At 36.8% G+C, this 14,084-nt stretch carries 15 protein-coding genes and 1 pseudogene; 6 read left to right on the top strand and 10 right to left on the bottom strand.

The window, feature by feature from the left end; all coding sequences use genetic code 11:
• Nucleotides 1-33 precede the first annotated feature (33 nt).
• The 4 genes from AC1ECB_RS01180 to AC1ECB_RS01165 form a co-directional block, all read right to left on the bottom strand.
• Nucleotides 34-699: a TetR/AcrR family transcriptional regulator gene (locus tag AC1ECB_RS01180; protein ID WP_485667102.1), complete on the bottom strand. Its 666-nt coding sequence runs from the start codon at nt 697-699 to the stop codon at nt 34-36.
• A 173-nt stretch (nt 700-872) separates the two neighbouring features.
• Nucleotides 873-1,784: a DUF6612 family protein gene (locus tag AC1ECB_RS01175; RefSeq protein ID WP_485667101.1), complete on the bottom strand. Its 912-nt coding sequence runs from the start codon at nt 1,782-1,784 to the stop codon at nt 873-875.
• 650 nt (nt 1,785-2,434) lie between these two features.
• Entirely contained in the window at nt 2,435-2,866 is a 432-nt protein-coding gene (locus tag AC1ECB_RS01170) for an OsmC family protein (protein WP_485667100.1), read from the bottom strand.
• A 71-nt stretch (nt 2,867-2,937) separates the two neighbouring features.
• Nucleotides 2,938-3,735, bottom strand: a complete 798-nt coding sequence (locus AC1ECB_RS01165) for an RNA polymerase sigma factor (RefSeq protein ID WP_485667099.1) — start codon at nt 3,733-3,735, stop codon at nt 2,938-2,940.
• Between the two features lie 486 nt (nt 3,736-4,221).
• Between AC1ECB_RS01165 and AC1ECB_RS01160 the strand changes: the two genes are divergently transcribed.
• The 5 genes and pseudogenes from AC1ECB_RS01160 (at nt 4,222) to AC1ECB_RS01140 (ending at nt 7,475) form a co-directional block, all read left to right on the top strand.
• Complete coding sequence (locus AC1ECB_RS01160; protein WP_485667098.1) at nt 4,222-5,193, top strand: hypothetical protein; 972 nt, start codon at nt 4,222-4,224, stop codon at nt 5,191-5,193.
• 144 nt (nt 5,194-5,337) lie between these two features.
• A complete protein-coding gene (murI, locus tag AC1ECB_RS01155) occupies nt 5,338-6,114 on the top strand; it encodes a glutamate racemase (protein WP_485667097.1) in 777 nt (258 codons plus the stop codon).
• 56 nt (nt 6,115-6,170) lie between these two features.
• A pseudogene (locus AC1ECB_RS01150) lies at nt 6,171-6,311 on the top strand (IS256 family transposase); the annotation flags it as partial.
• A 158-nt stretch (nt 6,312-6,469) separates the two neighbouring features.
• The gene (locus AC1ECB_RS01145) at nt 6,470-6,775 is read left to right on the top strand and encodes a hypothetical protein (protein ID WP_485667096.1); all 306 of its coding nucleotides are present in this window, start codon (nt 6,470-6,472) and stop codon (nt 6,773-6,775) included.
• Between the two features lie 211 nt (nt 6,776-6,986).
• Nucleotides 6,987-7,475, top strand: coding sequence for a PucR family transcriptional regulator ligand-binding domain-containing protein (locus AC1ECB_RS01140; protein WP_485669253.1), 489 nt, complete (start codon nt 6,987-6,989; stop codon nt 7,473-7,475).
• Nucleotides 7,476-7,648: 173 nt separating this feature from the next.
• Here the strand turns inward: AC1ECB_RS01140 and AC1ECB_RS01135 are convergent, their stop codons facing one another.
• The 6 genes from AC1ECB_RS01135 to AC1ECB_RS01110 form a co-directional block, all read right to left on the bottom strand.
• Complete coding sequence (locus AC1ECB_RS01135; RefSeq protein ID WP_485667095.1) at nt 7,649-8,215, bottom strand: acyloxyacyl hydrolase; 567 nt, start codon at nt 8,213-8,215, stop codon at nt 7,649-7,651.
• A 432-nt stretch (nt 8,216-8,647) separates the two neighbouring features.
• Nucleotides 8,648-9,727 carry a M48 family metallopeptidase gene (locus AC1ECB_RS01130; RefSeq protein WP_485667094.1) on the bottom strand — a complete coding sequence of 360 codons (1,080 nt, stop codon included), beginning with the start codon at nt 9,725-9,727 and terminating at the stop codon, nt 8,648-8,650.
• A 136-nt stretch (nt 9,728-9,863) separates the two neighbouring features.
• A complete protein-coding gene (locus tag AC1ECB_RS01125) occupies nt 9,864-10,070 on the bottom strand; it encodes an IS3 family transposase (protein WP_485669252.1) in 207 nt (68 codons plus the stop codon).
• Nucleotides 10,071-10,315: 245 nt separating this feature from the next.
• A complete protein-coding gene (locus tag AC1ECB_RS01120) occupies nt 10,316-11,488 on the bottom strand; it encodes an alpha/beta fold hydrolase (protein WP_485667093.1) in 1,173 nt (390 codons plus the stop codon).
• Between the two features lie 42 nt (nt 11,489-11,530).
• Complete coding sequence (locus AC1ECB_RS01115; protein ID WP_485667092.1) at nt 11,531-12,592, bottom strand: flavodoxin family protein; 1,062 nt, start codon at nt 12,590-12,592, stop codon at nt 11,531-11,533.
• Nucleotides 12,593-12,663: 71 nt separating this feature from the next.
• Nucleotides 12,664-13,119 carry a MarR family winged helix-turn-helix transcriptional regulator gene (locus AC1ECB_RS01110; protein WP_485667091.1) on the bottom strand — a complete coding sequence of 152 codons (456 nt, stop codon included), beginning with the start codon at nt 13,117-13,119 and terminating at the stop codon, nt 12,664-12,666.
• Between the two features lie 277 nt (nt 13,120-13,396).
• On the opposite strand from AC1ECB_RS01110, the gene AC1ECB_RS01105 reads away from it, so the two are divergent.
• A complete protein-coding gene (locus AC1ECB_RS01105) occupies nt 13,397-14,011 on the top strand; it encodes a TetR/AcrR family transcriptional regulator (protein ID WP_485667090.1) in 615 nt (204 codons plus the stop codon).
• The last annotated feature ends 73 nt before the right edge of the window (nt 14,012-14,084 follow it).

Genomic DNA, 14,084 nt, shown 5'->3' with positions numbered 1-14,084 from the left:
TGACTCCAGGTCATTTATTATGCAAAAAAATTATCAACCTCCTCTAGCTTTGAGTCCCTCTAATATGGCTCTTATCGTAACACAAAAAAAATTATCAAAGTTAACGCGAAACATTCCCAGTCGTTCATCACTGATTACTTGCTTTATAACTGGCGCAGGTTCCGATAAATGCTGAATACCAATTGCGAGCGCCTGCAACTGCAACAAGACCATTTCACCCTCACTCTGCCGCAAGAAAGGAAGAACTCTTTCAAAAAGATTCCCAGTATGTTTTACTTGTTCAGCAAGCATCAATTTAAACTCAAGCGCAGTGACATAGTTTATGTTTTGTTCTAGCATGACACTATTGATGGCAATTAAGCGCAATAAAACCTGGTTCTCCGTAAAGGCGCTACGCAATATCTGAAGAAATTCTTCGATAGAACAATTCGTAGACAAACTGAGATATCTACTCAATCCGGTGTTCATTTCTTTAAAACACTTTTGATATTCTTGCCAGGAAAGAGCAAGGAATAATTCTTCCTTTGTTTCAAAGTAGAGAAAGATCGTCCCTTTAGCAATACCGGCATCTGCCGCAATTTGTGCCATACTCAGGGAGTTATATAATGTTTCTTGAAAAAGACGTTGTGCCGACTTTATAATTATCTGCCGTCGTTCTGCTTTTTGCTCATCAGTAATAGCTCTCTGCTTAATACTCATTTAAATCACCTATTTATAATTATAAATGACTTTCGGTCATTTGTAAGGCTGAAAACGAGCATCTATTAAAATGCTAGAACTCCTCGTCAATGTTTTTCAAAAAAATGCAAAAAAGTGTTACTTTAACTTTGTCATAAAACTACTGGATTTATATAATAACAAACAAAATCAAATTATTGAGCTGCCTTACCTGCCGGTTTGACTTCTTTGGCATTGTCTCGCACATCCTGAGGAATCTCTATAGGATCTACTTGATTATATTTCGAATACGTTACCTGCATATTCAATGTTGATTTTGTTAAAAAATCTTCGATTGCAATTCTATCCTTTGGATTAGCTATATCCAAAAGCGATCCTGCCCCTTTTCGAATCGGTTCCGTTAAATCCATATCTATTTCTTTTACCATCTTAGTCGCTTTATCAACTTTAACAATATATTTTATATCGCCAGCAGCTAACAACCCAAGCCGTCCTACCGCAACCAATCTCAACATGTCCTTATCCTGCGCATTATTCAGTTTGACAGCTGCATCTATAGCATCAGTTATTTTTAAAGTATCCAAAGTTATTTCCATATATTTGTACGATGGTGTTTCCCTTTTCAGTTTCACAGATTTCATCAACTGCAACATATTCATCCGAGCAGCGACCTTTTCGTCTGCTGAAAGTTTTATATTCAAGAAAGAACCGATCGGCACAACCTGTTTTATCCATGTTTTATTACCTAATAAATACACCACTAGATTGTCTTGGTTTTGTTCTATATACTGCTTTAGCATCACTGTATTTTCTTTATTCTGTACGTCACGATAGCAAATGTTTATATCGTTCTTGAGGCTCAGCGGTTTTTCCTGGACTTCCCCGTTGATTGCAGCTTGCACTTCTCCCATCGGGGTTTCAGCTTTGATCGCTATGTCATAATGCAAGCTGTTTACATCCATCATATTTTTATATACATCGTTCAAATATGCCTTTTCCGGTGGTAGTTTTTCAACGGCAAATGCAAACGAACTGTTCATCGCCACAAACAACAATCCCCATACTAAAACAACTCCCCAATTGATCTTTCGCAAAAATCCCATCATACCATCAAACTCCCCTTAACAAATTCCATTACAACTATATATTGCTATTTTCTTCTTACAGTCATAAAATCCTTTAAAAATATTAACATCCTGCTACCCGCCTAAGGTTGCAAGCTGCATTTTTATCTCTTTCTCGAACTGTTATGTTTTAATGCTGTCTAACAAAAAGAAGCAGAGAGACGTTTATTTAAATCTGAGTTTTCATAAAGTAATTGGCTGTTTAGTAATACTTTTGGGATTGATTGTGTCATCTTGTGGGTTATTCGAGAAATGCAAAGACAGCTAAAAGAGAAATGTGATGGGGGAAGCTATGTCGAGTAAAGGCGGAACTCACGTTCCAGCCCCGCTCAAAGGCGGACAAGGGGACGGTGGTATCGGTCTTAATCTCAAGACAGTTCCTCCGTCCCCTTGTCCGCGTTCTGGGTTTGCACCTCTTGATTTTACTTCCATAACATGCCACAAAGCATTAAATAGGACATCCGTCAATAAATTGACCAATGTCTTTTTAAGGCGTGAATCTGAATCACCCAGAGTCCCCTGGAATATTTGGGGAACCAATGTCAATTACCTCAGATATCTATATTTCAACTAAAAAGACACTCGAATCCAGAATCATACACTGTGCCTATCAATATAACACGTGTCTTGGCCTATACCTTTATAAGCCTGTATTCCGTACTAACCTCAACATTGTTTTTACACGCCACCCATACGGGGGATAATTCCTCAGCTTGTCTGATTGCGTGCTGAAGGTCCGAGTCACCTGCATCCTTTGATTCTAAAACAACTTCAAGATAAATTTTTTGAAGCGATAAGGGGTGAATTCTATTTATGCCTTTTGCATTCATCTTAAACCCTGAAATGTTTTTTCCCATCTTTCTCAATAAATACACAATAGTAGTACTTACACATCCGGCAAAACTCATGAGCAATAATTCAAGACCTCTATACCCTTGCCCATCACCTAGCGGGGGTAGATAATCAAATACAATCGGATGATCAAAATTTGACGTTGATACTCCGATAAATTGAACTTTTTGATTCGTTAAATTAACAGTAATTTCCAAATTATTATTATTCATAAAATAATCTCCTCTCTTCTGTTTCTAAATAATTAGATACAAGAAAAAGAGAAAAGTTACAAAAATATTCGTCATGTTAGAATTTTTAGCATTCCCGTTGAAATAATATCTCTTATTTTTACAATGAATTCTTCACTGGATGCATGTTTTGGCTGATTATCATATAATTTAGTTATTTTTCTTAAAAAATCTATTTCTGATGATATTAAATTCATATCGGCATTACTTCTCTTTTTCACAGGATTATGAGCCGTTATGTTGTCTATTTTTCCCGTTTCGATCAGATATCCCCGCCAGTTTGCACATTGACAGGGATTTTTAGGATCAATGAATGAACATCGTCCTTCTATATTGTTTTTTAAATGCTGCTTTGCACGATAAACATTTACTTTAACAGCACTTTCGGATATATCCATAATCTTGGCCACTTCAGCTGATGGCATTTGCATTAATATCTTCAATGTAAAGGCAATTCTTTGTTTCTTGGGCATGCATATAAGAAATAATTGAATGCATGTTTCACGGATATCTTCAATTATTGCGCTTTCTTCTACAGATTCATTTGATTTTATTGATTCCCAAAAAGCAGCTTCGGGTATACCACTTTCGGAAGTGATTATTTCAACCGGAAGCTTGTCTCTCTTCTTCATATATCTATAAGAACAATTTAGCATAATCCTATATATCCATGTACCAAATGAACTTTTATAATCAAACCTTGAAAATGCTTTAAAAGCATTTATATATGTTTCTTGAATGACATCTTCCGCATCTTCCTTACTTCCAGTCAGGCGGAATGCTGCTATAAAAAGTTTCTCATAATATTCTTTATAGAGATCCTCAAATTTAAGGTTTAATTCTTCCAGCATCTTACTTCTCACATTCATCGTGTTATTTCTGTTCAGAACTTTATCATTACAGCTTATTTGCAACTTTTAAATAAAAGAAACGGTTTGACGATTGGTAGTTTTGATGGCCTACATATAATCTCTTTTTCGTTATATTATATTTATTTTCCTGCAAATTTCAAATATGAAGAAAATATTTGTTTCCTTGACGGCTGCTCCAGACAGGTTCCTTGTCCCACTAGATTCTATTAATTACACTTTTGGGTATCCCTGTTATTCTTGCTATTTGCCTTATTGTAGCACCCTTGCCATTTCAGGGACAACGTACTTGTCCCCATGTCCCTTATTTTGCCTCCCATAGCAAACGTCACTGACAATTGCAGTAGTGTTTTTGTCAATGGTAGTTTATAATTGAAAGTGCCCCATTATCCGGGGTGCTAATGAAAGAAATTGTGACAGTGGTCGTAGTCCATAGAGTGCGATAGAGTAGCAAGAAAGAGTGATAAAGTGTTAATAACAAAACTAAAACAACATGATGAATATTCTGATAATGAACGAGCAGCATTTACAATGATACGACCAATTTTACGCGGTTTATTATTTGCATTAAAATCGGATGTTGTAAGTTGGTTTGGCGAATACAAAGATGTATCATTATGGCAATTAGCACGAGTCTATAGAGAAGGTGATGGTGATTGTGGAATTTGTTTTGAATATGCTGTTCATGATGCCATACAAAGAAATGATCCTTTAGTAATGGAGCGTGTTTTAGAAGCGTTAAAGATGTGCAGAATACCAGGCCACAAAATAGATTCCCTGCTTTTCGGTGTCGAAAAACAAGGTGCTATGCAAGTTATTGATAATACTAAAAATATTCTTACAGATGATTCCAGACTATTAACAGGTAGCAGAGCACAGCCAGCAAAACTAAAAAAGCATATCGATATGGTTGCAGCAGCATTTAGGCATCCCAAGGAAAGGATGAAATTACCATCAAGTATTTATGGTTTATGGAAAGCAGATTTATTTATTGGAGACACTGATACGGATCGATGGGTTGCTGCAACAGTTAAAATGAATAGATCTAAATTAGAAGGGGCGAGTGGATTACGCATAGGATTTTTCCCAGAAAAGTATGGCAAAGAAGATAAGGTACACTACGATGATAGATACAATTTAATAATATGTCCAATTCCTTATAAGCAGAGTTTTATGGAAGTCTTTTATAGCTCTTGGACTTTAGTTAAAGGCTTTATTAATAGTGATGCAGACGTCCCAATTGATAGCAAATACTTTCTATATCGAGAAATATTATACTACCTCGCAAGTAAAAGAGAGTGGCCTGTTCTTAAAGTAGTTGAAGATCTTAAAAATTATGCTTACCCCAATCTTCTTGAAGTAAAATTCCACAAACCCATAATTGATAATATAAATAGCTCTCAAGTTTCAAATATTCAGTCCATTTTTACTACTATTTGACGAATTAAGTTTAATTATCGTCTACTTTAGAAATTGTACCCAACTCATATTCACCACAAAATAGGGTAGTGCAGAATCACAGTTCTATATTTTGACGAGTTGTTCATGATAATATAAATACATAATTGAAACTAGGAAGGGATTATGATGAAGATCGGTTTTTTTGACTCGGGTATTGGCGGCTTAACTGTTCTTGGTCACGCTTTAAAAATACTACCGTTTGCTGATTACACTTACTATGCTGATATTGAGCATTTGCCTTATGGTGAAAAGACGAAAAGAGAAGTAAAACAATACGTCCAAAAGGGTATGGATTATATGGCTAAAATCAAAGTAGATGCCGTGGTGATCGCTTGTAATACGGCAACAAGTGTTGCTGTTGGGGAATTGCGAAAAAATTATAGTTTCCCGATCATTGGTATGGAACCTGCTGTAAAACCAGCTGTTGCTTATTGTAAAGAAAGAGGTAAAAAGGTTTTGGTTTTGGCAACTAGTCTTACTTTACGGGAAGAGAAATTTCATCAATTAATTCATAGACTTAATGCAACAGAAGTGGTTGATACGATGGCATTAGGCGGCTTGGTAAAATTCGCCGAAGTGTTTAAGTTTGACACTTCAGATGTATATCAGTATTTGCAAAAGAAATTTACGCCATTAGCGATACCTGATTATGGTGCTGTTGTTCTTGGCTGTACACATTTTCCATTATTTAGTAAAGTTTTGCGACACTCGTTTACAAAGGAAACTGTTTTTTTCGACGGAAGTGTTGGAACCACAAATCACTTGGCAGATATATTAAAGCAAAAAGGAATAGCACCTAGTGTAGATGATAAAATTAAATTTGTAATTACAAATGGCAAACTCCCACCAAATGATGTTGATTACAAAAAAATATTACAAACTTATTTGCATAGCATATAGAGACTGTTAAGGAAGTGTGTAAATGGTAATAAGCTCCATAAAGAAGATGTTACAATATGCATGAACGAGAACAAGAATTAGTAGGCCTGTTATCCAAGCAATACACAAACATGGAGGAAGTTCACAAGCTACTGAAATCGCTGTTTAAAGGTACACTTGAGGAGATGCCTGAGGCAGAAATGGACGAACACCTCGGTTAGGCTGTCTAAGGGTCTGACCTGCCATTCCTGCACCGACTTTAATTAGCTGGTCTATGTCTTCTGCCGTCCCTTGACTCTTTAGCAAACAGAAAAATTAAGTTATCCATTGTTTAGTGTCATCATATAGTTTATAAAATGTATCAGGTGGGTAGCCCATGGAAGAATCAATTCTCTTTTCTCTTGACTCTGAGCAGCAGGTACTGCTCGCAGCTTTACTAGCGATAATAGTATCTGATAAGCTTAACGAAAACCAACTAAATATTTTGGGGAACTTTGTAGAATCATTAGGGCAAAACATCCTGCTAATACAAGCGATAGTATCGTCTAATCCGCCATCAACAAAATCGGACAGTTCCTCAAATACACAAGTTCAAAACCTGCAAAAAAGCATTAATATGTTACATCAGGATTTAGAAACCATGAAGGCAAAGATTGCTGCTTTAGAAGGAAAACAACAATAGCTATTATCACAACAAAATAAGAGTGTTTCTGATTTAGAAGGGGAGCAACGGGACGGTTCCACTGCTCCTTTTATTTTTAATGCGCATGGTAAAAACCACAGACTTCCAGTCCGTACCGCTTCCAGGATAGACTCGGCGGAAGAACGAAATCGCTCACGCGATGGCCTTGGTAGTCCCCCGCAACCAACAATTATGACCACTGGCTTGAAGAATTCATTTATTCGGTGAATACAAAAGGCTAAGCGGTATTATCTTATGTATTGGATCTTATATTAAAGATATACCGAATTCTCTCATTGACTACTGCAACTCTCATGGATTGCCGCTTCTCATCATACCCTGGGAAATACGCATGGTTGATATTATGCAGGATTACTACGATGATACCATTAAAGAGAAACAAGAAGCAGAATATTTTAGCAAAATATTCTCCAATGCCATGTTTAACAATACTATCGACAATGAATTTATTGCTAAACATGAAGACATGAAACCGTATTCCTATTCCACCTATGGAATTATCGCTTTCAAAAATATCGCTAACGATAAATTAACTGCTGTTCTAATATCGCATTGCCAAAATCAAAAAATTACTCCAAAGCGACTTGTCTTCCATAGAAGAACGTTGCCGCATTCAGCTTGCCTTTTGTTTTATGATTTAAAGCACCAAACCGATATGAAAAAGGGCTTAAGTGAATAGATCAAATCAACCACACAGTAAAATATCTTATTATTTCTCACTACGTTCGCAATAGTAACTCGAAACAAGCTCGCAGTTACTATTGCGCTTATTTTTGAATTAACGCCGCCTATAGAGGCGGGAGTCTTGACTCGTATCCAAGATAAAATATGGGGACTTTTAATTTTACCGATTTAAAAATTTGTCACAAAACCCAATGAAACGCCATGGGCATCATACCCGGGATTATGAGTTTTAAAACCGTTAGAAACATGCATTAGCATATACCCGACATTTACTGAAGAGTTATCGTTGAATTTATAAATGAATTTAGGCCCGACCCGCCACATAAAATCATAATATCTTCCTCCCGCTGGAAAAGGTTTGTCATATAAAATAACTCCGCCGCTCATATCTAATGCAGCCAATAGCTTGCCAGCGTAGGGCTTTTCAGCACGAATCATGTATATTGGTCCGATGCCGACTGCGGAACTGTCTTGAGACTGTGTCTGGTGCTCGAGAGTTACGTTTCCAAGCGGTCGAGTGATTGTAATACCTCTATATATAGACTTATTTTTTGTTTCCGAAATTTTCTTAAGTATATGTAGTGATACCGTATCAAGATCGCGGTCATTTTGGGATGTAGTCAAGTAATCCCAATCCAGTTCAAGCTTGGAGTCAGCCGCATAGCAATATGACTTTCCCGGCATAAAAGTCAGCAAAAAACTAATGAAAATTATTACACAAATTATTCTACGCACAACACGACACTCCTATCTCTTTATATGAAGATTTATCTACAAATTGCTCCGTTAAACACAGTATTTCATTTTAATACCGTATATTGAAAAAATGATGCAATAAAAGTCTACACATTACTTCCATTTTTCCGCCATTACTATCCAAAAACTCACGCTATCACTGGTATCTAAGGTCGAGTAGAAGCGGACTTCACGACCCAGCCCGCCGGGTAGAGAGACCACCTAATTCGGGGCCCACCCCCCCCCACAGACCCCGGCGTGCGGATTTCCCGCACCGGGTTCTTCAAAAATCGGCTCACAGCATATCGTACATTTTCAATCTACTGTAGGGTATTGTTGACACCAGGACACCAACATTTTGCTACAACGCCACGCGATATTCCAATTGCCCATCAATGAAACGAAGTATTCGTTAAACCTTTTTTAGTTTAATTAATTTAATATGCTGTTTATTTTATTAACGATTTCCGTAGCGCTTATATCATTATCCGCAGTGGTGATAATCTGCTGTTCACCAATGTAAACCGCCCCGTTATCGCCAATATAGGCAGCAGCCAACTCGTGATTATGATAGACCTGGGCAAGACGTCCCGCCATCAAATACGCTCTTTCTTCGCCGAAATGATTATCCGTTTTTACAGGAGTCATAATTTCCTGGCCATCAATCTGCACCGTTTTATCGTTTTTGACTGTAATATGTCCTTCACTGTAATTCATCATTTTTTTTGCGAAGTTATTGATTCGAGCAGTGGTCTTAGGATGATTGTTAGGATTCACTGTTCGTGCCAGCCCCTCGTGCCATAAATCACCTAACAAAAACCGCAGCTTCACCATAGAAGCGGCAGGACCTCCTGGATTATACCCTGCGGCAGTAACATACTCAAAGCCATAGTTATCGGCTTCCCATTCCTGATCCATCGTAAACATTTCATTATTAATGTAATTTCCGGCAATCCCGGATAAAATATAGCTGGCATTATTCTTATTGCTTGACAAATAGATATCAACTGCTAAGCCTATGCCTACCGCTTTGGTAACCCCCTGCACCGGATGTTTTGCTTCTCCATGCCGCATTTCATGAGCGATTACGGCAGCCAGCTCATCATCGTCCAAACTGTCCAGAGCACCTTTATTTACACTAATCACATGTCCTAATGTACAAAATGCATTAAACTCCTTTTTAGGATTGACATAAATGGCATAATTCTCCTTAATCAACCCGGAACTTTTTAGACGATTGGCGATAGTGTAAAGTCGCGTATTGGCCTGCTCATCATTATACACTCCGGTTTGCTTCTTTGTATTGGCAAGTATATCTTTTTGTCCATGATCATTTAAATGATTAAAATATGTATTAACAAGTGTAACCGCAATACCTGCATATAATAGCCGCTGCCCTAAACTTGCCGCTTCTGCCACTTTATACTGCGCCATCATAGACATTACAAACAAAAGAGCAATCAAACAAATTACAATTCCCTTTTTTAACCGCATTGTGACCTTCACCGACATGCACAAACCTCCTTTTAGACCTGTCCTGTTCAATTCTTCCATAATGGTCTTTATTTGATTTTACCATAAAAATACATGATTATGCATTAAGCGTCCAATAAGAAGGTGGATGGAAGTACAATTTAGCCTGTGAGCCTCATAATATTACTCCATACGGACTTATCCCCATATTCACTACCATTTGATGGAATTCTGCCGGAGGCATGTCTCTTAGACTACCATGAAGATAGCAGTTTATATAAAAATCAATATATTTTATTACTATTTTATGTGCTGAAGTATAACTTTCAAAATCATTCTTAGCGTAGCAGTCGCGTTCAAGAATACTGTAAAATGACTCTATATGAGGCTAAAAGGAGAACATGGTATAATCATAAAGTAAAAAGTACGTTTCTCCTTTCTGGTTGTTAATAAGCTAAAACTCCTGCCAAAAGTATAGCAGGAGTTAGTCCGCTACAGAAAGATATTCGTAGGTTGCTATAGCGGCATTTTTCGCTGAGGGGAATGTCATGGATGCGGGGTTATTGACATACGGCTGTCGGTGACCCCGCCCCCATAACAGATAAAACGAATACTCTCGAAAATTGTTTAACCCAAAGCCGGCTTAATTACCTTTATCCAAGTTATAATCGTATCAAGAACTAGTTTGGCATTTCCTGCATTACAATGATTTTCGGCACTCTCCTTCTCAGTAAAAAGCCTGTATGTCAATGACTTAACATTATGTAGGCAATCAATAATCGGCTTATAGAATTCTACTGGAATAAAATGGTCTTTTTCAGCGCCCAATAACAAAAAATCCTGAGTTATTTTCGTTCCAATATCTAAATATTGAAATTGGTTGATCTTCCTTAAGTATTCATAGGGAGTATGTACGCCCATATTATGCATTCCATGATTAATTGCCCATTCGATCAGCGGCTCTTTTTCCATTAAACTTTTTATTAGCAGATTTAAAAGATTTTCGTCACCGGTTGTCATCAATAAGCGAATTACATCTTGAAACTTCTTTGGCATATCATATATTAACAGATCAAAAAGATTCGGCAACAAACTCCATGCTACAACCCGTTTGATCCGATTTTCGAATGCCGCAGCCCTTGGTGCTAACATTCCGCCAAGAGATAAGCCAATAATCGTTACATCATTCAGATTGTAGTAATCCAATATCTCTTTTACCGGTTTTTCCCATTCAGGAATAAACGTTAAGCCTTCTTTTCTCAAAGCGCCCCCTTGTCCTGGCCCTTCAAAAAGATACACTGCAAAGCCATTTTCACGAAGGTAAAGCATCATTGGTACAAATTCTTCCATATAAGAATCATATCCACCATGTAACAGGATAGTATCAATATATTTTTCTATTTCTGGTTCAGTATATAATACTGGAAAGTGTGCTGTTCCAAAAGGCACCGAATCTTTCTTTATGATTCCTGATTTAAAAAGGTCAGCGTGATAATTATAAAAAAGATTGACGGCTTTATCATACGTCTCTAATTTAGCAGGATGACCATCATACATAAAAAATTCCGCCATACGAAAATAGGCTATAGCATGTTCTATACGTTTTTCCTGCAAAGCTTTTTCAGCAATTTGTAAAAATTCTTTCTCCCAGGTCTCAGCATTTGTAATTCTTTTAGCAACCGCTTTAAGCTCCTCCAAATCACCATTACTCCAAGCGTAGGTCCGGTTTAATTGGTAATTAAAATTTGGATTGGGATGAAAATTAAAAGTTCCTTTTTTAAAATTAATTTTACTTTTCATATTAATCTCCTCGTATATTTTTATATCAAAAATTGATTTACTTTAAAACTTTGGCAAATATCGTTGTGCTACTTCTTTTGTTACATAAGTTTCACCTCTTTGCAGTGCCTTTTTTGTAATAGTCTTTTTGATAATTTCCTGCACTGCGTCAGGAATAACAGCTTTTAAAGCATTAATAGATTCGTTGTCCCAGTTTAACGAATCTATTACACCGTTTAAATCACGGTCGATTTGATAATCCTCTTGCGGTAAAACATCAGAATTCCAATAAGCTTCCAATCTTTGACTAATTTCTTCACTAGCCAGCATTCCCCCAATCACATTATCAATGATATGCTTTTTATGCTCAATCGCTCCTTCAACGGAAAAACGATTGAAACTAGCAAGATTATTATCTGGCGTACCCTTCAAATCCCTACCACAAACCATGCAAACCAATCGACCATCTTTATAAATATGAAATGCATCCGCCAAACAATGGGGACATACCAATTTTGATTCATATTCATTGATGTTTGATTTTATACAATGTTCTGTTTTGATTGATTGTATAAGATTCTTACCAAGTTCATTCACTAACTTTAGCTTACTTGGAACTAATAAGACTTCACCCCTATTAAAGGTATGCCCAATGGTAAATTGACCAACAATTTCGCAATTATATAATCCAAGGAATAGGCTGGAAAACATTCGCTGTAGTGAAAATTCAAATGGTTCTCCTCCTGCAACTGAAACTGCCACTCCATATTTTTTTTTCTTGCTATTAGCCATTATATTAATCGCCCAAGCAGCCGAACGATCCATAATTGCTTTTAATGTAGATGGCGTAGAAAGATAATAGCAAGGTGAAGCCAGTGCAATCGCATCTGCTGCTTCGATTTTGTCCTTGACCATTTCCAGATCATCTTTTAGAACACATTTGTATGAACTGCTGCAACCAAAACAACCTTTGCAAGGCAAAATTTTTAATGTTCCTAAATTTAATATTTCAGTCTGATAGCCCGATTCTTTTGCAGGCCGCAACAGTTCATTCAAAATAATCGAGCTATTGCCATTTCTTCGACCGCTAACACAAATCCCCAATACCTTTTTGCACTTTGTCATAACTTTCACTCCTTGTTTGTTTTCGGTTTAGTTGCTAAACTAAAAATAAAAAAAATATTTATGTGATTCTTTTAATTTTTCTTTCCTAGCAGTATGTATTTATTAACTTGTTTTTCTAATTGAATCAACATATTTTGAAAAGTCAGTAAGTCCTCATCAGAATAACCACCTATTAACTGTACCATTTCCACGTCCATTGTCTTATGCAATTTTTTATGAGCCCGATAGGCCGTCATTCCCTTTTCAGTAAGCGATAAAAGTATCTCTTTACTATAGGCTATATTACGGACTTTGTGGACATAGCCTTTTTTGTGAAGTTTTAAGATAACCTGAGATACCGCTCCTTTGGTTATACCAAATTTTAAACTGATTGCGGTAACTGTATCACATTGATCCCCAATAGCATCGATTGTATGAATTTCCGAAGGGTAAAGCAATTCATCAGTGCCAAAATCAATTGGAGTACTTTCAAGTTCAGTTAATTTATAAGCTAGTTTTACAAGCTGATCCATTAAATTAGTAATCATTTTATTTCTCATAAGCTAAGTATAGTAGCTAAACTGATAATTGTCAATAATTGCTTTTATACAAGTTTTCTAGTTTTTACGAGATATAATTATAAGCACACATTAGTCTAATTTTATTGTGAAAAATATTTATGTTAAATTAAGTTTCTTCCGATCAAAATAACTTTTGCTATCCTTTCCCTTACACCAAGCTTGGGATACATCGTATTTAAACCTTGACAAAAAAAACGAAAAAGATTACTATGTAAGTAATTACTTAGCAATAAGGAGAAATACATTGATTACCAAAGTACGCCTTAATGGCGAAGATCGCCGTGCACAAATTATCGAAACTGCGTTAAGCGTTTTTTCAGAAAAGGGTTTTAGCGGAAGTCGAATAAAAGAAATTGCTGAGCTGGCCGGCATAAGCGAAACCCTAATTTTTCAGCACTTTGCCTCAAAAGAAGAGCTGTACCGGGTCACTCTTCAAACATTATTTAGCCACCATCCGGTGTTGCCAGAAGTTGAAGCCGCGATACAAACAAAAAATGATAAACATGTTTTCTCTTCAATAGCCGCCCATTTAATAAATCACGGTCAACAAGATCCAAGGATTATTCGTTTGGCTTTGTTTGCAGCTTTAGAGAAACTGCAATTCAAGGAGATTACTCATAATGGGGCTGAAACAAGTCTAACACTGACTGATCTTTTGGCGGGCTACGTCCAGCAGCGAATCAACGACGGTGTTTTCCGGAAAATCAACGCAACAATAGCTGCTCGTTTATTTATTGAAACTGTGTATATGTATGCTTTTGATCAACACGCGGCCATAAGCGGACCTGCCCTACCTAACCCAGGCGACGAGGTTATGGAAACATTGACAACCCTCTTCTTGAATGGCCTCAAATCATAATACATGCTATGGATGATGGTTACTCCAATCGAAGGAGTAACTTACTTTTTAAAACTTTTATTAGTAAGTACTT

Source organism: Sporomusa sp. 246TCP1 (genome assembly GCF_057319775.1).
The sequence above is the reverse complement of the archived record's forward strand: the minus strand, read 5'-3'. Positions and strand labels throughout refer to the sequence as shown.

What these genes read in the sequence shown, in the direction of transcription:
- AC1ECB_RS01115 (WP_485667092.1), bottom strand. Translation starts at nt 12,592, where the DNA reads ATGACAAAGTGCAAAAAGGTATTGGGGATTTGTGTTAGCGGTCGAAGA.
- AC1ECB_RS01120 (WP_485667093.1), bottom strand. Translation starts at nt 11,488, where the DNA reads ATGAAAAGTAAAATTAATTTTAAAAAAGGAACTTTTAATTTTCATCCC.
- AC1ECB_RS01110 (WP_485667091.1), bottom strand. Translation starts at nt 13,119, where the DNA reads ATGATTACTAATTTAATGGATCAGCTTGTAAAACTAGCTTATAAATTA.
- AC1ECB_RS01180 (WP_485667102.1), bottom strand. Translation starts at nt 699, where the DNA reads ATGAGTATTAAGCAGAGAGCTATTACTGATGAGCAAAAAGCAGAACGA.
- AC1ECB_RS01130 (WP_485667094.1), bottom strand. Translation starts at nt 9,727, where the DNA reads ATGTCGGTGAAGGTCACAATGCGGTTAAAAAAGGGAATTGTAATTTGT.
- AC1ECB_RS01170 (WP_485667100.1), bottom strand. Translation starts at nt 2,866, where the DNA reads ATGAATAATAATAATTTGGAAATTACTGTTAATTTAACGAATCAAAAA.
- AC1ECB_RS01175 (WP_485667101.1), bottom strand. Translation starts at nt 1,784, where the DNA reads ATGATGGGATTTTTGCGAAAGATCAATTGGGGAGTTGTTTTAGTATGG.
- AC1ECB_RS01145 (WP_485667096.1), top strand. Translation starts at nt 6,470, where the DNA reads ATGGAAGAATCAATTCTCTTTTCTCTTGACTCTGAGCAGCAGGTACTG.
- AC1ECB_RS01165 (WP_485667099.1), bottom strand. Translation starts at nt 3,735, where the DNA reads ATGCTGGAAGAATTAAACCTTAAATTTGAGGATCTCTATAAAGAATAT.
- murI (WP_485667097.1), top strand. Translation starts at nt 5,338, where the DNA reads ATGATGAAGATCGGTTTTTTTGACTCGGGTATTGGCGGCTTAACTGTT.